20 protein-coding genes are annotated in these 18,153 nt (G+C 67.4%); 8 read left to right on the top strand and 12 right to left on the bottom strand.

Features of this window, described 5'->3' with window-relative positions:
• Positions 1 to 205: 205 nt before the first annotated feature.
• The 3 genes from NGM07_RS08435 to NGM07_RS08425 form a co-directional block, all read right to left on the bottom strand.
• The gene (locus tag NGM07_RS08435) at positions 206 to 691 is read right to left on the bottom strand and encodes a DUF5812 family protein (RefSeq protein WP_253519421.1); all 486 of its coding nucleotides are present in this window, start codon (positions 689 to 691) and stop codon (positions 206 to 208) included.
• Between the two features lie 84 nt (positions 692 to 775).
• A complete protein-coding gene (locus tag NGM07_RS08430; RefSeq protein WP_253519418.1) occupies positions 776 to 1,294 on the bottom strand; it encodes a DUF8056 family protein in 519 nt (172 codons plus the stop codon).
• An 87-nt stretch (positions 1,295 to 1,381) separates the two neighbouring features.
• A complete protein-coding gene (locus NGM07_RS08425; protein WP_253519415.1) occupies positions 1,382 to 2,488 on the bottom strand; it encodes a hypothetical protein in 1,107 nt (368 codons plus the stop codon).
• A 183-nt stretch (positions 2,489 to 2,671) separates the two neighbouring features.
• Here NGM07_RS08425 and NGM07_RS08420 point away from each other — a divergent pair, with 183 nt between their 5' ends.
• From NGM07_RS08420 to NGM07_RS08405, 4 genes are all read left to right on the top strand, one after another.
• Positions 2,672 to 3,964 (top strand): phosphoglucose isomerase-related protein, encoded by a 1,293-nt coding sequence (locus tag NGM07_RS08420; RefSeq protein ID WP_253519413.1) that lies wholly within the window; start codon positions 2,672 to 2,674, stop codon positions 3,962 to 3,964.
• 58 nt (positions 3,965 to 4,022) lie between these two features.
• On the top strand, positions 4,023 to 5,180 hold the full coding sequence (locus NGM07_RS08415; protein WP_253519411.1) for a BGTF surface domain-containing protein: 1,158 nt from the start codon (positions 4,023 to 4,025) through the stop codon (positions 5,178 to 5,180).
• Between the two features lie 80 nt (positions 5,181 to 5,260).
• On the top strand, positions 5,261 to 6,373 hold the full coding sequence (locus NGM07_RS08410; protein WP_253519409.1) for a CPBP family intramembrane glutamic endopeptidase: 1,113 nt from the start codon (positions 5,261 to 5,263) through the stop codon (positions 6,371 to 6,373).
• A 146-nt stretch (positions 6,374 to 6,519) separates the two neighbouring features.
• The gene (locus NGM07_RS08405) at positions 6,520 to 6,663 is read left to right on the top strand and encodes a CopG family transcriptional regulator (protein ID WP_253519407.1); all 144 of its coding nucleotides are present in this window, start codon (positions 6,520 to 6,522) and stop codon (positions 6,661 to 6,663) included.
• Between the two features lie 103 nt (positions 6,664 to 6,766).
• On the opposite strand, the gene NGM07_RS08400 is transcribed toward NGM07_RS08405, so the two are convergent.
• Positions 6,767 to 7,225, bottom strand: coding sequence for an NOB1 family endonuclease (locus NGM07_RS08400; protein WP_253519405.1), 459 nt, complete (start codon positions 7,223 to 7,225; stop codon positions 6,767 to 6,769).
• Positions 7,226 to 7,471, bottom strand: coding sequence for a PRC-barrel domain-containing protein (locus NGM07_RS08395; RefSeq protein ID WP_253519403.1), 246 nt, complete (start codon positions 7,469 to 7,471; stop codon positions 7,226 to 7,228). It lies immediately after the preceding gene.
• 198 nt (positions 7,472 to 7,669) lie between these two features.
• On the opposite strand from NGM07_RS08395, the gene infB reads away from it, so the two are divergent.
• Together infB and NGM07_RS08385 are read left to right on the top strand one after the other, a co-directional pair.
• The gene (infB, locus tag NGM07_RS08390) at positions 7,670 to 9,472 is read left to right on the top strand and encodes a translation initiation factor IF-2 (RefSeq protein WP_253519401.1); all 1,803 of its coding nucleotides are present in this window, start codon (positions 7,670 to 7,672) and stop codon (positions 9,470 to 9,472) included.
• 95 nt (positions 9,473 to 9,567) lie between these two features.
• Positions 9,568 to 9,855, top strand: a complete 288-nt coding sequence (locus NGM07_RS08385; RefSeq protein WP_253519400.1) for a DUF8015 family protein — start codon at positions 9,568 to 9,570, stop codon at positions 9,853 to 9,855.
• Between the two features lie 13 nt (positions 9,856 to 9,868).
• Here NGM07_RS08385 and NGM07_RS08380 read toward each other — a convergent pair whose 3' ends face one another.
• The 3 genes from NGM07_RS08380 to hmgA form a co-directional block, all read right to left on the bottom strand.
• Positions 9,869 to 10,261: a DUF5811 family protein gene (locus tag NGM07_RS08380; protein ID WP_253519398.1), complete on the bottom strand. Its 393-nt coding sequence runs from the start codon at positions 10,259 to 10,261 to the stop codon at positions 9,869 to 9,871.
• A gap of 534 nt (positions 10,262 to 10,795) precedes the next feature.
• The gene (locus NGM07_RS08375; protein WP_253519395.1) at positions 10,796 to 11,272 is read right to left on the bottom strand and encodes a pyruvoyl-dependent arginine decarboxylase; all 477 of its coding nucleotides are present in this window, start codon (positions 11,270 to 11,272) and stop codon (positions 10,796 to 10,798) included.
• Between the two features lie 46 nt (positions 11,273 to 11,318).
• Positions 11,319 to 12,560: a hydroxymethylglutaryl-CoA reductase (NADPH) gene (gene hmgA / locus NGM07_RS08370; RefSeq protein ID WP_253519392.1), complete on the bottom strand. Its 1,242-nt coding sequence runs from the start codon at positions 12,558 to 12,560 to the stop codon at positions 11,319 to 11,321.
• Positions 12,561 to 13,079: 519 nt separating this feature from the next.
• Between hmgA and NGM07_RS08365 the strand changes: the two genes are divergently transcribed.
• A complete protein-coding gene (locus tag NGM07_RS08365) occupies positions 13,080 to 13,217 on the top strand; it encodes a hypothetical protein (protein WP_253519390.1) in 138 nt (45 codons plus the stop codon).
• Between the two features lie 80 nt (positions 13,218 to 13,297).
• On the opposite strand, the gene NGM07_RS08360 is transcribed toward NGM07_RS08365, so the two are convergent.
• Both NGM07_RS08360 and NGM07_RS08355 read right to left on the bottom strand, forming a co-directional pair.
• On the bottom strand, positions 13,298 to 13,825 hold the full coding sequence (locus NGM07_RS08360) for a DUF5817 domain-containing protein (RefSeq protein ID WP_253519389.1): 528 nt from the start codon (positions 13,823 to 13,825) through the stop codon (positions 13,298 to 13,300).
• 407 nt (positions 13,826 to 14,232) lie between these two features.
• The gene (locus tag NGM07_RS08355; RefSeq protein ID WP_253519387.1) at positions 14,233 to 14,664 is read right to left on the bottom strand and encodes a VOC family protein; all 432 of its coding nucleotides are present in this window, start codon (positions 14,662 to 14,664) and stop codon (positions 14,233 to 14,235) included.
• 69 nt (positions 14,665 to 14,733) lie between these two features.
• Between NGM07_RS08355 and NGM07_RS08350 the strand changes: the two genes are divergently transcribed.
• The gene (locus NGM07_RS08350) at positions 14,734 to 15,072 is read left to right on the top strand and encodes a cupin domain-containing protein (protein WP_253519385.1); all 339 of its coding nucleotides are present in this window, start codon (positions 14,734 to 14,736) and stop codon (positions 15,070 to 15,072) included.
• A gap of 226 nt (positions 15,073 to 15,298) precedes the next feature.
• Here the strand turns inward: NGM07_RS08350 and icd are convergent, their stop codons facing one another.
• Both icd and NGM07_RS08340 read right to left on the bottom strand, forming a co-directional pair.
• Positions 15,299 to 16,561 carry an isocitrate dehydrogenase (NADP(+)) gene (icd, locus tag NGM07_RS08345; RefSeq protein WP_253519384.1) on the bottom strand — a complete coding sequence of 421 codons (1,263 nt, stop codon included), beginning with the start codon at positions 16,559 to 16,561 and terminating at the stop codon, positions 15,299 to 15,301.
• A 159-nt stretch (positions 16,562 to 16,720) separates the two neighbouring features.
• Positions 16,721 to 18,049, bottom strand: a complete 1,329-nt coding sequence (locus NGM07_RS08340) for an outer membrane protein assembly factor BamB family protein (RefSeq protein WP_253519382.1) — start codon at positions 18,047 to 18,049, stop codon at positions 16,721 to 16,723.
• Between the last annotated feature and the right edge of the window lie 104 nt (positions 18,050 to 18,153).

The raw sequence follows: 18,153 nt of genomic DNA, 5'->3' as shown, positions 1-18,153 counted from the left end.
CTCTGACGGTGGATGAGCGAACGAGCACCGCAGGCGCGAGTGAGCGAATCGGCTGGGGAGGCGTGTGGCCGTCGCGGTGGCGGTGCAGTTTTCAGTTGATTCGTGCGAGTGGCGGTCTGCGTTGCTGTCGTTCTGCCGTCGCAGTTCGCAGGAAAATTTTACAGTTGCCAAGACCCGTCCTCCCCCGAATGAACTCGTCCGCCGCCTAGGGCATGTAACGAACGCTCACGACGCCGTCCTCGCTCCGCACCTCGACGCGATTCACGCCGAGGCGGGCGGCCCGCGAGAGGGTTCCCTCGTCGTCGAGCACGTCGCCCACTGCGGTTTCGGTGTCCTCCGGAGGGACCGTCAGCACGTGAATCTCGCCCGTGCCGGCCCGTTCCTTGCGGGCGACCTCGCCGACCGACTGCTCGTCGGCCATCTCGCGCTCGTCGGCGGTCGGCGGTTCGTCGCTCTTCTCCGCCGACAGCGCGCGTCGCTCCTCGACCTCGACGACGGACCACGTGACGTTCATCGGCGGGTCGGGCGCGACCGTCGCCTCGACCGCGTCGTACTCCTCGACGCCCGGGTTCGACGAGAGGGTGTGAACCTGCCCGTCGTGGACGTCTTTCAACACCGCCGAGTCGTCCTCGGCGTGGGTGACGAGGAACGTGCTCGTCTTCTCGCTCTCGGCGTCGCTCTCGTCGGTCATGCTCGAAGGTAGGCGCGACGGACTTTTCCCGATTGCGCTTTCTCGCGGCGTCGGCACGAAGAACGCGAAGAACGACGGTTCTGTTTACCGCGCGAACCGGTGGACGACCGCCAGCACGGCCAGCGCCGCCAGCGGCGGCGCGATGGCGTACCGCGGCGGCAGACTGTAGAGGAACTCCACGACGGGAGCGATTGCCTGCGGCGGGGCCTCGCGGCGCTCCGGCGGCGCGGAGACCAGCAACGAGAGGTACAGCGACAGGATGAACAGGTAGCCCGACAGCGCGAGCAGGAGGTCGGCGCGGGCGCTCTCGGTCCCCCGGCGGTGTCGCCGGGCGGCCGACAGCACCGGCGCGGCCAGCGCGGCCAGCAGGAGTACGCCGCCGACGACCAGGAACGTCCGGGAGAACGTCGCCAGTTCGGACCCGCCGACGGTGTTGAAGATCCAGATGGGAAGCGCCAGCAGGAGTAACAGCGCGACCAGGCCTCCGACGAGCGCGCTCACGACGGCGTAGGACTTGAGGAGTCGCGAATCGCTCTCGCGAAACGCCTCGCGGAAGGAGGCGAGGAGGAGGCTCCGACCGCCTGCGTCGTCGTTCGCGGGCATCTCTGTCGGAGGTTGGCGCGTGAGCGCCATAAGGGGTGCGATACTACGGGGCCGGGACGACCGCCGGTCGTCCCGGCCCCGACGGCGTCACTCGTCGTTCTCCTTCTCGTGACCCTCTCCTCTCTTCTTGCTGTGGCCCTTGCCTTTCCCCTTCTCGTGACCCCTTCCTTTCCCCCTCTCGTGACCGTTCCCCTCGTGCTTCCCGTGGTCCTCGCCTTCCTCGTTTCGCTCCTCTTCGTTCCGTTCCCCTTTCTCCTCGCGTTCGTCTTCCTCTCGCTCTCGCTTCTCCTGCCGGTCTTCGCCCGAGTCCGCCGACTCCGACTCCTCGTGGCTCTCGCGGTCCGCTCCCTCGTCGCGGTCTCGACTGTCGCCGTCGCCACCACTGGAACCTCCACCGCCGCTCGACCCGCAACTCCCGGCCCGTATCCGTATCGGCTCGTCCATGGCGAGCGAAATCCGCTCGGGGTCGTCGGCCGACCCCGTGAGGAACTGCCAGCGCTCGACGTCGCCCTCGTAGTGTTCGCCGTAGAGGGCGGCGTCTTCGTTGAACGCCGGGTCGACGGTCACGTCAACGTCGTCGCCGAGGCCCCGGAACGCCCCGCCGTCGGTTCCGTTCGCGCCCCACGTCCAGTCGATTCGCTGGCTCGTCCCGTCGGTCGACCACCGGTCGTAGTTCGTCGACGCCGGCCGCCCGGTGTCGGGGTTCAGGTAGAGGTCGTCTTTCACGGCCCACTCCCCGTCGGCCGAGAGCCCCGAGAACTCGAAGGAGACCGCGCCGCCGGTCTGCTTTTCGCCGACCGCGCCGTGGACGAAGACGAGGCTCAGTCCCTCGGGTCCCCGGTAGAGCATCGCGATACTCGTGTTCGGGCGCTGGAATGCCTCGGTGCCGACTGACGCGTAGTACGCGTCCGAACGCAGGTCGGTGATCGCGCCGTTGGCTGCGATTGCGTACCGCTTCGGAAGGTGGTAGCCGTAGAAGGTTTCGACGGGTTTGTCACCGTCGAACGCCCGGACGGGCACGCACCGGTCCCCCTGTTCGAGGACGTACTCGTTCGCGGTCGGCCGTTCCGCTCCCGCGCTCGTCGCCGTCGCGCCGGCCGCGAGTCCGGCGCCGACCGCCGAGAGTATCGCGCGGCGGGTCGCGGTCGGCGTGCGCTCTCCGTCGTCGGAGTCGTTCCGGAAGTCCCTCGTCATGGCTTCGCTCCCGGAGATGCGGCCGGAACCCTTTGTTATCGGGAAATTATGGCAGATTAGTATACATTGTCTCGCGGCGGTGCCGTCCCGTAGCCGCGAACTAAAACCCGCGTCGAATCCGTTCTCGCGTCGGTTCTCTCCGACACCGTCTCCTTTTTGACCCGGCGCGTCCCCGAATACGGTATGCGCGTAGACCTCGGTAACGCACTCGGTGAAGTCGCCGACCCCGGCGTCTCACAGGCCGACCTCGACCGACTCGACGAGCGAGTCGCCGACGCCCACGAACGAATCGAACGGGGCCGCGAAAACGACGAACACGGCTACGCCGCCCTGAACCTCCCCGAGACGGCCGACCCCGACGCGATTCGAACCGCGGTCGAACCCTTCCGGGACGCCGACGCCGTCCTGACGGTCGGCATCGGCGGGAGCGCCCTCGGCGCGGCCACGCTCGCCGACGCGCTCCCCGCCGACACCGTGGCGTACTTCCTCGACAACGTCGACCCGGAGCACACCACTCGACTGCTCGACTCGCTGGACCTCGGCTCCGCCGCGGTCAACGTCGTCTCGCGTTCGGGCACCACCGCCGAGACGCTCGCGAACTTCCTCGTCGTCCGAGACGCGATGGACGACGCAGGGGTCGACTGGACCGACCGGACCTTCGTCACTACGGGCGAAGAGGGGAACCTCCGGAACCTCGCCGAGAAGCACGACCTGCCCGCGCTCTCCGTCCCCGAGGGCGTGCCCGGCCGGTTCTCGGCGCTCTCGACGGTCGGCCTGGCCTGCGCCGCCATCCAGGGTCACGACCTCGACGCGATTCTCGCGGGCGCGGCCGACGAGGCCGACCGGCTCTCGGGGTCGCTGTACGACTCGCCGGGCTACGCGTACGGTGCTGTCAGCTACGCCCTCGAAGAGCGCGGCGCGGCGGTCAACGCGATGATGCCCTACGCCGAGTCGCTCGAAACCTTCGCGGAGTGGTTCGCCCAGCTCTGGGCCGAGAGCCTGGGCAAGGACGGCCGGGGCCAGACCCCCGCCCGCGCGCTCGGCGCGACCGACCAGCACTCCCAGCTCCAGCTCTACCGGGCCGGCCCCCGCGACAAACTCGTGACGCTCGTCCGACCCGAGGAACGCGCCGACCGTGAAATCCCCGAAACCGACCTGGAGGGGCTCTCCTACCTCGGCGGCTCCACCCTCGGCGAACTGCTCGACGCCGAGTTCGAGGCGACCGAGGCCAGCCTCGCCGCCGCGGGCCTGCCGAACGTCCGCGTCGAGATCGACCGCGTGGACGCCCGAAGCCTCGGCGAACTCCTCTACGGTATGGAGGCCGCCTGCGTCCTCTACGGCGAACTCGCCGACGTCGAGACGTTCACCCAGCCCGCGGTCGAGTGGGGCAAGCGGGCCGCGCGCGGACTGTTGGGCGGCGGCGACTTCGAGGAGGCCGACGCCGTCGCCGAGAAGACCGAATTGACGGTCGAGTGAAACCAGAAAATTTTTATTTTATTCCTAACCATATCCGCCGGCAACTGATCCCCGAACCATGTTCGACACTTCCCTCCACCGGCGGGTAACCCTCGCCGCGCTCGTCGTCCTCGTGACGACCGCCGGCGCGGTCGCGGGCGTCTCCGCCGGCGCGACCGCAGATGCACCGACGAAAACCGACGTATCGCTCGCCGCAGCGAGCGATGCGGCAGTACAGAACGCGACGGAGACGCTCAACGTGACCATCGAGCACGACGCCGACGGCCTATCCGTCCCGGCGAGCGACAGCGCCTCGGTTCGCGGGACGACATCCGCCGCCCCCGGAACCAAACTGACCGTGTTCCTGAAGTCGAACGCCAGCGACTTCACCGACCCCGCGGTCGTCACCGTCGCCGAGAACGGTACCTTCGACACGGCGATGCGCTTCGGCGCGCTCGACCCCGGGACCGAGTTCGAAATCCTCGTCAAGCGGGACGGCGTCGTCCTCGCTCGCGAGAGCGGCACCGTCTTGGACCAGTCCAACATCCAGGTTTCGTTCCAGACGGCCGTCTCCTCGGCGGGCGCGCCGCCGGTCGTCCGCGCGGCCCCGGACCAGACCATCCGACTTCGGACCGACGCCGTCCCCGGAACTGAACTGTCGGTGCGAGTGAAGAGCGATCACTTCATCCACACCGAACCGGCGGTCGTCGGGAAAGACGGTAGTGCGAACGTCACGTTCGACTTCGGTGACGTCGCGCCGAACACGGCTGTCGAGTTGAGCGCCTACCACGACGGGTCGGGCGAGGCATTCGAGACGATGGCGTTCATCGTCAACGCCACCGCGAACCTCTCCATCGAGGGTGAGGACGCGACGTTCCGCACGGCGGAGAACCGCACGGTTCGCGGCACCACCGACGCCGAACCGGGAACGAACCTGACCGTGATGGTCCACGGCGACGACTTCGAACGGAAGAGGAACGTTTCGGTCAGAGAAAACGGAAGCTTCGCCGCGGAGTTCGACCTCTCGGACGTGCCACCGGGCGCGAATGCGACCGTCTCGGTCCGGCGTGGCTCGCTGGTCGTCAGCGACTCGGTGAACGTGACGATAGCGGCAAAGAACGAGACGACCACCGCCGCAGAAACCGAAGCCGACGCGCCGATTCCCGGTTTCGGCGCCCCGGCCGCGCTCGCGGCGCTGCTCGCGGCCCTCGCGCTGGTCGCCTCCCGTCGAGACTGAATCTTCGCGTCGCGCCTCGCTTCCGCTCGGCGCGACTCGCCATATAAAGGCCTATAGACCGCGACCCCTTCTTTCGTGACATGGAAGACCGCTCGGCAGCGAGCGTCGGCGTCGTGCTCGCAGGAATCGCGCTCGCGGCGGCCGCGCTCCCGTGGGGCGACGCCGTCGGCGCCGGCCCCGCGGAGAACGCCGTCCTCGCGCTCCTGGGCCTGTCGGCGTTCGCCGCCTTCTCGCTCCGTCGCCACGGCCTGCTCGGATCGAACCCCGGCGCGGCCCTCGCCGGCGTCGCGAGTTTCGCCGTCGTCGGATACGTCGTCCTCGCGCTGTCCGGCGTCGTCGCCGGCGGGGGCGCCGGCGTCTCGCCGTGGGGAATCGGACTCGCACTGGTCGGCGGCGTCGGCGGCGTCATCGCGGCCTACGGCGACGGTCGGGGAATCTCGGCGCGAGTCCAGAAGGGGTTGGTCGCGACGGCCCGGAGCCTCGTCATCGGATTCTCGGGCCTGCTCGCCATCGCGGTCTGGGCCAGCGTGCTGGTGACGCTGCTCGCCGCGGTCGTTCCGTCGGTGGGGACGGCCTCCCGGCTCGCTGTCAGCGCGGTCGCGCTCGGACTCGGCACCGCCACGGTCGCGTCCGTCTACTTCCGGCTCGCCGACAAGACGCTTGCGTACCTCGACTTCCGGAAACCGACCCTGCGCGACCTGGGGTACGTGGTGGTCGGCTCCGTCGCGCTGTTCGGCCTGCAGATGGTGGTTTCGATCGTCTTCTCGCAGTTCGGCCTCTCGACCGCCAGTCACAGCGTCGAACAGACCGCCCGCGGCGGCAACGCCGACATCCTGCTGTTGCTCATCCCGGCGTCGTGGCTCATCATCGGCCCCGGCGAGGAGTTGCTCTACCGCAACATCATCCAGAAGTCGCTCTACGACACGTTCGGCGAGTGGGGCGCGGTGCTGGTCGCCAGCGTCGTCTTCTCGCTGGCCCACGTCTTCGCCTACGCGGGCGGGTCGAGTCTCTTCGCGCTGTTCAACACGCTGGTGGTCATCTTCTTCCTCTCGCTCGTCCTCGGCGCGACGTACCTCCTCACCGAGAACACCACCGTCTCGGCGCTCATCCACGGCACGTTCGACGCCGTGGTCTTCGCGGCGTTGTGGTTCCGCTTGTCCGGCGCGTCGGCGGCCGCCCTGTTCCCGTGGTGACCGGTTCCCGGTCGTCAGGCCGCGATGGGACGCCGAACGACCGCTCGGCTGGAAATCGTGGCGGACCGCGACCCCGTCGCGGTCCGCCGCGCGTCTGCTTCGCGTCTGACATACATTTAACCTCTCCAATTTCTTTTGGAAAGAGCATGGAGCGTCGTTACTCCGTCACCTGCGAGCAGGACATCGCCGCGCGTATCGACGCGCTGGCCCGCGAGTACGACCTGACTCCCCAGGAAGTGCTGCACCAGCTCATCTCGGTCGGCCTCGAGGAAGTGGACGGCGACTGGTGACCGAGTCGGCCGCGAGCGGCGGGCCTCGCGGCGTCGGACGCGGCGAGCGAGTCCCCCGGGAGTGAGAAAACGGCGAGCGTCGAGCGGCGCGAGACTCGCAGACCTACGACGGGTTCTTTCTGCTGAGTTCGCTGCCGCAGATGGGGCACCGGTCCTTGTTCTCGTCGAACTCCCGGCCGCAGCCCTGGCACTGGAACTTCCAGTCGCGCTGTTCGGCGATACCGTCCTGGGCGATGACCTCGACGGTCACGTCCATGTGCTCGGCGACGTTCTGCATCGCGTAGTCGTCGGTGACGAGCGTGGCGTCCAGTTCGAAGGCGGCGGCGACGAGTCGAACGTCGGTGTCCGAGAGTTCGGCCAGGTCGCCGGTTTCGCCGGCGGCCCGGCGCACCTGGTCGACGGCGTCGTCGCGGGGGATGTGGATGTGCATCCCCGACCCTTCCATCGCGTCGAACCGATAGGCGCTCTCGTCTTCGAGTTCCTCGCGCACCATCGGGATGGTCGCGGTGTCCTGCTGGGTGTGATACTCGTTGATGAACGCGGAGGAGTCTAGAACGTACATTTACCGCTGGACGACGATGTAATCTTTGACCGCCTGCACACGCTTGACGGGGACCTGAAATCGATTCTGGTCGTCCGTGCCGAACTCGACGGATTCGGGGTCTATCTGTTCGTCCGGTTCGATTACCAGGTCGGCGAGTTCGCCCGTCTTGAGGTCCATCGTGATGTTGTAGAGCATCCCTAGCTCCGTTCCGTCCGAGCCCATGACCGCCTTCCCCGAGAGGTTTTCGGCGAGGATTTCCGGCATACGCGCCAGTTACTGAGCGCTCCTACATAAACTGTTTGGGGCGGGTCGGGAGTCGCCGGTCGCGGGACTCCGCCGGTCGCTCCGAACCCCGACGGTCGTCGGGACCGCCGCCACCTGTCCGCGAACCCGCCTCGTGACGATGGAATTATATGCCGCGCGCGGTACCAGTACACTAAGAACCTTCTTTCGGGTGGTAGTATGTCTGACACCGATGCACGCGAGAACGAACAAGGTCTCCGAACGCCCATCGTCGCGGTGCTCGGACACGTAGACCACGGCAAGACTAGCCTACTGGACAAAATTCGCGGTTCGACGGTCATCGAGGGGGAGGCGGGCGCCATCACCCAGCACATCGGCGCGACCGCCATCCCCCTCGACATCGTCTCGAAGGTCGCGGGGAGCCTGGTCAACCCAGACGACTTCGACTTACCCGGCCTGCTGTTCATCGACACGCCGGGCCACCACTCCTTCACGACCCTGCGCTCGCGGGGCGGCGCGCTGGCCGACATCGCCATCCTGGTCGTCGACGTCAACGACGGCTTCCAGCCCCAGACGCTCGAAGCCATCAGCATCCTCAAGAACTCCCAGACGCCGTTCGTGGTGGCGGCGAACAAGATAGACACGACGCCCGGGTGGAACCCCCACGAGGACGCCCCCATCCAGCAGACCTACGAGGCACAGAGCGACCGCGCCCGCTCGATGCTCGACGAGAACCTCTACGAGATCATCGGCGAACTCAGCGACGAAGGGTTCTCCGCGGACATGTACTGGCGGGTTCAGGACTTCCGGGGTAACATCGGCGTCGTCCCCGTCAGCGCCGAAACCGGCGAGGGCGTCCCCGACCTGCTGACGGTGCTGATGGGCCTGGCCCAGCGCTACATGAAAGAGGACATGGCCATCGACGTGACCGGCCCGGGCGCCGGCACCGTCCTCGAAGTCAAGGAGGAGAAGGGCTTCGGCACCACCCTCGACGTGGTGCTGTACGACGGCACCGTCCGCGAGGACGAGACCATCGTGGTCGGCGGCAAGAACGACCCCATCGTCACCGACGTCCGCGCGCTCCTCAAGCCCCGACCGCTCGCCGAGATCCGGACCGAAGACCGCTTCGAGAAGGTGTCCGAGATTGCGGCCGCCTCCGGGGTGAAGATCGCCGCGCCCGACCTCGACGACGCGATGGCGGGCGCGCCGGTCCGGGTCGTCCGGAACCGCGACATCGACGACGTCATCGCGGAGGTGCGCGAGGAACTCTCCGAAATCGAAGTCGAGGCCCAGGAGCAGGGGGTCGTCGTCAAGGCCGACACCCTCGGGAGCCTGGAGGCCATCGCCAACGCCCTCGCCGAAGCCGAGATTCCCATCATGCGCGCGGAGGTCGGCGACGTGGCGCCCCGAGACGTGAGCGTCGCCTCCACCGCCGAGGAGGACAAACACGAGACGATTCTGGCGTTCAACGTCGACGTGCTGGCCGACGCCGAGCAGCAGGCCGAAGAGAGCGGCGTGAAACTGTTCGAGAGCGACGTCATCTACCAACTCATCGAGGAGTACGAGGAGTACGTCGAGGAGATGGAGCGCGCCCAGCAGGAGACGGTGCTCGACAACATCACCCGGCCCTCCCGCTTCCAGATACTCCCCGACCACACCTTCCGCCAGAACGACCCCGCGGTCGTCGGCGTCGAGGTGCTCTCGGGGACGCTCCGGAACAACAGCTTCGTCGCCAAGTTCGAGGGCAACGAACCGACCCGCGTCGGCCAGGTCAAGGGCATCCAGGAGCAGGGCGAGGACGTCGACGAGGCCCGGCGGGGCGACCGGGTGAGCGTCGCCATCGACGGGCCGACGGTCGGCCGACAGATCGAGGAGGGCGACGAACTCTGGACCGAACTCCCCGAGAAGCACGCCAAGATTCTCGAACAGGAACTGGCCGATGACATCCCGGCGGACGAACTCGAATCGCTCCAGATGTACCTCGACAAACAGCGCAAGCGCGACCCCTTCTGGGGGAAGTGACCGCGAACCGCGAGAACGACGCCGCGTTCTGGTCTACCACCGAGCGATAATTTTTAGTCGAGCCCCGTCATAACGTCCACACGGAGGGATAGTTCGTGCTCGACAGCCAAACACCACCAAGTGGTAACGCCGGCGCGACGAACGACTTCTACTACGACCTCGTGCTCGCGCTGTTGCCGGTGCCGCTCCTGGTCGGCGTGGTCGCGGGCGAACTGCTGTGGATTCCGTCCCAGACCGCGGTGAGCGTCGGCGCGCTGTTGTCGGCGCTGGCGCTCGGTCACTCGCTGTTCCGGCGCCCGCCGACCGGTGGTCGGCCGAAGAAGGATTCGAAACGGAGCGGTCGGCGCTCGGGCGGTCCGTCGGACCGCGGGCCGACCGCGTGACTGTCTCTCGGAACTATCGCGCGGTCGGCGTCACGTCGTCGCCCATGACCTGTTTGACCTGGAGGGCGGCGCTGGCCGCGAGTCCGCGGGCGACCTCGCCTTCCTCGTGACTGAGCAAGTCTTCGCCGTCGAAGTCGTCGGCTTCGGGTTGGAATCCGGCGCTGACGGGGTGGCCGACCGGCGGTTGGACCGACACCTGCGCCTTCGGTCCGCTCGCGCCGTCGGCGACCTGCGACCCGACGACGTACTCGTCGGGCAGGAAGTCTCGGGTCAGCGCGGCGATGCTCGCGACGCTGTCTCGCAGCGCCCGCTTCTGTTCGGGGGAGAGGTCCGGAACGTCGGCGTTCGCGCGCTGGCCCGCCCGGGTGGTGCCGGGGACGCCCGCGTAGGGAGTGTTTCCGTTCATCTGTCTGACGCTCGTTCATAGGTGCGCGAGGTTATAAAAGCTCTCGCCTAAAGACGAGTCTATTCGGTTCTCGCGGAGGTAGTCGGAGGAGACCTGACGGTGTGAACGACGGGGAGACGACCCGCTGCTCACACGATTCGAACGAGTGACCGCACCGCACATCACCCCAGCCAACTCCCACACTCGTGCCTGCCGGCACTCGTTCGGTCGTCCACCGACGGACTCGCTTCACTCGTCCGACGAGCCTTCGCTCACTCCGTTCACGAAGGCTCGTCGGAGCTTTGCTCCGACGGTGGATGAGCGAACGAGCGAAGCGAGTGAGCGGATCGGCTGGGGAGGCGTGTGGCGTGCGGTCGCGGTTGCGGTCACGCGAGCGAAGCGAGTGTGACCTCGTCGGACCTCCGGTCCGACGGCGGTGCGGGTGCTAAGTTGTGGAGTGCGAGTAGCAGTCGCGGTAGTCGTTACTGAGGGATGCGTTAGTCGTTATCTCGAAAACGGAGTGAACTACATCGGAGAACGCCCGCAGTCAGCGATTCAACAGATCGGGTCGCTCTCGCCGTAGACCGCCAGCACCACCGCCGTGACGTAGGTCCCCGGGTCGGCCTCCGCGGTCACGGTCCTGGTGGCTTCGTCGACGAAGGTCCACTCGCGGAGCGCCCGGCCCGCCTCGAGGCCCGCGGTCACTCGCTCCGCGACGTCGGCCTCGTCGGCCTCGCCCGCCGCCTCGTAGAACAGTCCCGGTCCCTCTTCGCTCTCGGTCCAGCCGAGGCCGGCCGAGACGCGACCCGGTCCGGCGCGGGTCGCGCGGGCCTCCACGACGGTCAGGCGCTCGCCCGCCGGACCGAGGTCCGGAGCGGTCCCGACCGCTTCCACGTCCGCGTTCGCGGGAATCACCGACGAGACGGGGACGAGGTTGTAGTTGTGGACGTTCGCCTCGGCCAGCGCCGCGTCGTACGACGACATCTCGGTGGGGCCGCTCGCGGTGCCCCAGACGACCCGAATCGTGCTCATGTCCGAGCGAAGTCGCCCGTCGGGGTAAGGAATTGCGATTTCCGGGCTATCGACCCAGGTCCTCGTGGGCCGACGAGAGGTGCCGGGAGGCCAGCGCCGCCAGCAGCGAGAGTTCCCCGGCGAGCGCGCCCACCGCGATGATTTCCGCCAGCGCGTCGGCGTTGCTTCCGGCCGGGTCGCCGCCACCGGCCAGTCCCAGCACGTCCAGGGCCTCGGACTGGGTGGGGAGCTTCGTGCCGCCGCCGACGGTTCCCACTTCGAGGCTCGCCAGGCTGACGCTGGCGTAGAGCGCGTCTTCACGGGCCTCGACGGTCGTGATGGCGTTGGCGCCCTCGACGACCTGCGCGGCGTCCTGGCCGGTGGCGAGGAACGCCGCGGCGACGACGTTCGCGGCGTGGGCGTTGAAGCCGAGGCTCCCGGCCTTCGCCGACCCCACCAGGTTCTTGCGGGTGTTGGCCTCCTCGATGGCCTCGGGCGTGGTGTGGAGGCGGTCCTCGACCGTCTCTCGGGGAATCTCGACGTCCGCGGTCACGCTCCGACCCCGACCCTCCACCGCGTTGATGGCGGCCGGTTTCTTGTCGGTACAGAGGTTGCCCGAAACCGCGACGAGCGAGGCGGGCGTCTCGGCCTCGACGAGTTCGGCCGCTTCGCGGGTCGCGATGGTCACCATGTTCATCCCCATCGCGTCCTTGGTGTCGTAGACGAACCGCAGGAACACCGAGTCGCCGACGACGTAGGGCGAGACTTCGAGCAGTTCGCCGTGGTTGGTCGTCGACTCGGCGGCCTCCCGGAGGCGGTCGTCGTTCTCCTCCACCCACGAGACGACCTCGTGGGCCTCGGCGACGCCCGCGACCCGGAAGACGGGCGCGCGGGTCATCCCGGTCTTGGTCACGCGGGCGTCGGCCCCGCCCGACGAGGCGATGACCGAACAGCCGCGGTTGACGCTGGCCAGCAGCGCGCCCTCCGTGGTCGCCAACGGGAGGTAGTACTCGCCGTCGGCCGCGCCGCCGGCGACGTTCACGGGTCCGGCGACGCCCATCGGAATCTGCGCCGCCCCGACCATGTTCTCGATAGCCGACTCGGCGGCCTGCTCGGCGTCGAGCGCGTAGTCGCCGACCGTGTCGAGGTTGGCGTCGGTTTCGGCTTCGAGCAGGTGGCGGCGGGCCGCCGCGGCGGTCTCCGCGTCGACGTGCTCTTCGAGTTCGTGGAGTCGAAGTTCGCCCGACCGCACCCGTTCGGCGAGGTCGCTCGGGTCCGAATCGTCCGAAGGCTCGGAAGCGTCGGTCATGTCCGGGCGAAGGCGGGGCCGGCCCCTAACAGTTCTCATTCGCGCCGGTTCGCGCGACCGCACGCGGTCGCGCGAGGCGGATTGGGTCGGAGGACATCACGCCCCAGTTTCGACGGGAGTTCTCGCCGAGTCGCTACCTTCTGACATAAATCACTTTTACTTTCACTGCGCGGTTGGCAGAGGTTTATCACCGGTCGAGTCGTAGCACTACTCGGTCTCGGAGAGCCGCGAGGTGTGATCCACCTCGGCTCCGCGCGAACGGTTTCGACCGCCTGCGAGCGGGTCGACTCCGTGTCCACGGCCGTTCGCGCGTTCGAGGCGAGTTCGCGGGGTCACTTAGTTCCTGCTTCCCCGCGACTCGACGGTTCGTCGCCGACCCGTCTCTGCCAGCCTGCCACCTGGGACGACACTGTCATCCCGCGACGACCCTCGCTCGTACCCCACGCCCGGCGGTGCCGAACGCGTTCGGCACCGCCGGGCGCCCGCCTCGGGGCTCCCTCGAGACCGCCCACCCCTACCATGACTCGAACCGCGACTGACCAGACCGATTCTCCCGCCGACTCGCGGCCCGTCCAGTGGCTGCGGCTACTGAAACTCGTACTGACGGTTCTCACGCTCGTCTGCTCGCTCTGGAAGCTCCTCACGGGGCTGGCGTGAGTCCGCGAGTTTCGGACCCGGCGAAGCCGTCGCGTACGGTCGGCTTATCTCGATAGGGTCGCCCTACACCTCCCAGTCCGTTAGAGCAGTCGATACCGCCCGCGACTCTCGCTGACCTCGCCCCGACGCACCAGTTTGTCGAGGGCCTTCCGGGCGTAGTCGGCCGGGACGCCCCGCTCGCCGGCGAACTCGACCACCTCGTCCTCGGTGGGCTGGTCGAGTTCCCGGAGCGCCGCCAGCACGGTATCCTTGCGGCTCTGACCCCCGCCGGCCCGACCTTGCTCGGCGCGCTCGCCGGCGGCCGCAACCTCCTCGGTGTCGATACCCGAGGCGGCGAGGAACTCCTCGTCGCCGATGCCCGCGTCGTCGACCTGCGACTCCATCTCCTCAAAGGAGTCCATCTCGGCGAACGTCTCGCCCTCGCCCTGCCGGTTGGCGAGCATCGACGCCCGGACCTCCCGGGCGTGGTCCTCGTCGTCGGTCTGCACGAACTTCTTCAACTTCTCGTACTTGCGGCGCTTGCCGCACCGGGGACACTGCGTGGTGTCGGGGCGGCCCTTCAGAATCTTGAGCGCCCCGCAGTCGCTACACCCCACGACGGCGTACATGACTCGTGGTCGGTCCCGCTCGTACCTGAATGTTCGGACCTTCTCTCGGAACGTGATTAGAGGTGATCGGGGATTCGATGTGCGTCGGTTCGTGCACTCGTTCGCTACGAACAGCCACAACCGCTCTGACAGTGACAGCCTCGAAAGCCCCCGCCCGCTCGCGGTCGCTGGCCGGGATATTTACGCCTCGCTCCTGCGGCGCTCTTCGAATAGTGGCCCGGCCAGACGACCACGTCCTTCGGACGCGAGTTCTGTCGGAAACGAGTTCCGACAACGTCACACTCGCTTCGCTCGCGTGACCGAGCGGCCCCTTTCAGTCCCTCCCGGCGGTTGGTTCACCGAGCGTCGCTGGCGGTTGGAGAGTCGGCCGGCTCTGCGCCAATCCGGAACTCGATATTGCTCCCGGCCTACTCCTCGCGCTCGGGCGCGACCAGTTCGGCCTTGATTCGCTCGGGGTCCTCGAAGTAGACCGCGTAGTGGTCCTCGCCGCCCGCGTAGGGGTGGTCGTCCTCGTAGAGGACGGTCCGGCCGCGCTCGCGGAGTTTCTCCGTGAGTTCGTCGACCTGCTCGCGCGATTCGGCCCGGAACGCGAGATGGTTCAGTCCCGGTCGTCGCCGGTGGTACGGTTCGTCGGCGTACTCCTCGGGTGCGCGCACGACAACGAGGTACGTCGGCCCGCGCTTCCACGACCGACCGTCGAGCCACGACTGGTAGGTTTCGTAGCCGAGTTCGTCGAGGAACCACCCCCAGAAGTCGACGGAGGCCTCGAAGTCCGAGGCGTACAGTTCGACGTGGTCGAGCAGTCCCGCGGCGTCGTCGGGCATAGTTCCGGCGTTCATACTTCGCCCTCGCGGGCGCCCGTCAAAACTGCACTCACATTTAGGTCGCTCGCCCTCCTCTCCCCGCACATGGAACGCGTCTCGGTCACCGACCGCGAAGCCACCGAAGCAGTCGAGGGCGTCCACCTCTCGATTCTGGCCGGCGGCGAGAAGATGAATGTCCAGCACTTCGACATCGAACCCGGCGCGCAAGTCCCCGAACACAGCCACCCCCACGAGCAGACGGGGTACATCTTCGAGGGCACCCTGACCTTCGTCGTCGACGGCGAGGAGATAGACGTCACCGCCGGCGACTCCTACGCGATTCCGGGCGACGAGGCCCACGCCGCGGAGAACCGCGGCGAGATTCCGGTTCGGGGCGTCGACATCTTCAGCCCGCCGCGCGAGAACCCCGACTGGAAGGACTAAACCCCACCTTTTGCTGCGGTCGGAATCGCGCTGTCGGCGCGATTCCCTCCCTGGCAAAATCTGGACCAAAACCGCGGTACTCCTTCCGCCGAGCCTTCGGCTCGGCGTCAGTCCGTGCCACGTCCGCTCACTCGCTTCGCTCGTTCGCGGTGCAGGAATTCGTACTCGACCGCAGCGGAAGTCCCGGTTATCGCAAAAAGGAAGGCGAAAATCCGCGAAGAGCCGCTTACGACAGCTTCTCGATGTTCTCGACGATGGCGTCGGCGAACTCGCTGGTCGAGAGCTTGTTGCCGCCCTCGATCTGGCGTTCGAGGTCGTAGGTAACGTCGCCGCTGGAGATGGTTTCCTCGACGGCGTCGTGGACGAGCTGTTCGGCGTCGTCCCAGCCCATGTACTCGAGCATCAGGCGACCGGAGAGAATCATCGCGGTCGGGTTCGCCTTGTCCTTGCCGGCGTGCTTGGGGGCCGAGCCGTGGACCGGCTCCGCCAGACAGCGGGTTTCGCCGAAGTTCGCGCCGGGCGCGATGCCGAGGCCGCCGATCTGGGCGCCCGCGGCGTCGGACATGTAGTCGCCGTTAAGGTTCATCGTGGCGATGATGTCGTAGTCCGAGGTTCGGGTCAGCTGCTGCTGGAGCATGTTGTCCGCGATGCGGTCCTTGACGACCAGTTTGCCCTCGGGGGCTTCACCGTCGTACTCCTCCCAGAGGGTGTCCTCGGTGATGGTCTCCTCGGCGTACTCCTCTTCGGCGACCTCGTAGCCCCAGTCGCGGAACGCGCCCTCGGTGAACTTCATGATGTTACCCTTGTGGACCAGGGTTACCGAGTCGCGGTCGTTCTCCAGCGCGTAGTCGATGGCCTCGCGGACGAGGCGCTTGGTGCCGAACTCCGTGATGGGCTTGACGCCGATGCCGACCGGGCCGTCGTGGATGGTGCTGTCGAAGCCCATCTCGTTCTCGACGAACTCCTTGACCTCCTGGACCTCGTCGGTGCCGGCCTCCCACTCGATGCCGGCGTAGACGTCCTCGGTGTTCTCTCGGAACGTGACCATGTCCATCGCGGAGGGGTTCTTGACCGGGGAGGGAACGCCGTCGATGTGGTAGGTCGGTCGGACGTTCGCGTAGAGGTCGAGCGTCTTCCGGAGCGCGACGTTCAGCGACCGGAAGCCGGCGCCGACGGGCGTCGTGAGCGGACCCTTGATGGCGACCTTGAACTGCTTGATGGCTTCGACCGTGTCGTCGGGGAGGTTCTCGTCGTACTTGTCGCGGGCCGACTCGCCGGCGTAGACGCGCATCCACTCGATGTTGCGCCCGGTCGCGCTCGCCGACGCTTCCAGCACCTTCTGGGCCGCCGGACCGACGTCCTTGCCAATACCGTCTCCGTGGATGATGGGGACGATGGGGTTGTCGGGAACTTCGAGTTCGCCGTCGTCGCCGACCGTGATCTGCTCCCCGTCGTGGGGGACTTCGACCTTCTCGTAGTCGTGGCTCATGAACGTGTACACGTGTGAGGGATAGGGATAAAAGGCCTACCGTTTGGCCGCGCGTGTGCGATAAATTTCCTAAAACACCTAATGTGTCACGGTTCCTCATCCGTCGGCGTCGTCTCGACGCTCGGTAGGGCCGGCACCCGAGGGAAGCCTCCTGACCGATCAGCAGTCTTCGGACCCGTCGCCTTGCCCGCCCTTCGATTCGTCGCCTCCGCCCGACCCGGGTTCGGAATCCGCCCGGTACGCGTGGACGTGGCTGCTCGACGCCGTTCCGCCGTCGTCGGTGACGTAGACGGTGTCGTCGGTGACGACGAGGTGGTCGACGAATCCGCCCGGCCCTTCGCGCTCGCTGAGGACCTCGCCGGTGTCCAGGTCCCGCCGGACGATGGTGCGGTCGGCCATCGTGACGCTGTACAGTCCGTTGGCCGCGCCGACGAGCGGATAGTACCCGTTCTCCGATTCCGTGCGCCACCGCTCGTCGCCCGTGTCGGCGTCGAACGCGTAGATGGTGTTCCGGTTGTCCTCGCCCTCCGTGCCCCTGACGAGGTACACCGTGCCGTCTTTCGCCACGAGTTCGTTGGCCTCGTACCGGTCCGTTATCGCCCTGTCGAACTCGTGGGTCCACAGGGTATCGCCGGTGTCGCGCTTCCTGCGCTCGACGGCGGTGAGGGAGCCCGGTCGGTGGAAGTACAGGGTGTTCTCCGTCGCGACCAGCGTGGTGTCCCGATGGTAGTGACGGTCCCGAGTCAGCGTACTTCCGTCTTCGAGCGACAGGATGGGCATCGGATGGTCGGCCACCGCGACGTACACCGCCTCGTTCGCGACGACGAACGACGCGACCGACTCGGATTCGTAGGTCCACTGGACGCTCCCGTCCTCGGCGGAGCGACAGACGACCCCCGAGGGAGATTCGTACAGCACCGCGTCGGCGGTCGCCGTGAGATTCGCGCGGCTCTCCGCGACGGACCACAGTTCGGTGCCGGTCGTGGCGTCGAACGCCCGCAGTTCGTCGCCGTCCCTCGCGTTGGCGTAGACGGTTCCGTCTGCCGCGCCGAGCACGTAGCTCGTCGTCGGCTGGAGGTCCCGGGTCCACCGCCGAGTCCACGTCTTCGTGTCGACTGCCGACAGCGTCATCGGGTCCGCCTCGCCGTCGGCGGGACCGGTGGGGTCGCCTCGCAACAGGAACAGCGTGCCGTCGGCGACCACCGGCGGACCGTCGACGCCGGACTCGGACCACGCTTCGGTCAGCGTCCCCGTCGGAACCGACGCTCCCGCGTTGAACCTCGTGTTCCCGTTGTCGTGGTCGGGGAGCGGCCAGTCTCCGTTCTCGGAATCGACCGGCGCGTCGCCCCCGGTGTCGGTGTCGGCGTCGCGGGTGGCGGTGTCGCCGAACTGCCTTCCGAGGGCGGTCGAACTCCCGGCCAGGCCGAGCGCGGCGGTTCCGGCGAGGATCGAACGACGGCTGAGACGCACGCCTTGGTCGTCGGACATGTTATGGCGAGAACTACTGCATTTGGTATCAAGTCTATTCTGGCTGTTAAAAACTCTAAGAATGTGGAACGTCGGTAGTTGCCGACGCGCTACGTAACTGCTAT

The organism is Halorussus vallis (genome assembly GCF_024138165.1).
GTDB classification, from domain to species: Archaea; Halobacteriota; Halobacteria; order Halobacteriales; family Haladaptataceae; genus Halorussus; species Halorussus vallis.
The sequence above is the reverse complement of the archived record's forward strand: the minus strand, read 5'-3'. Positions and strand labels throughout refer to the sequence as shown.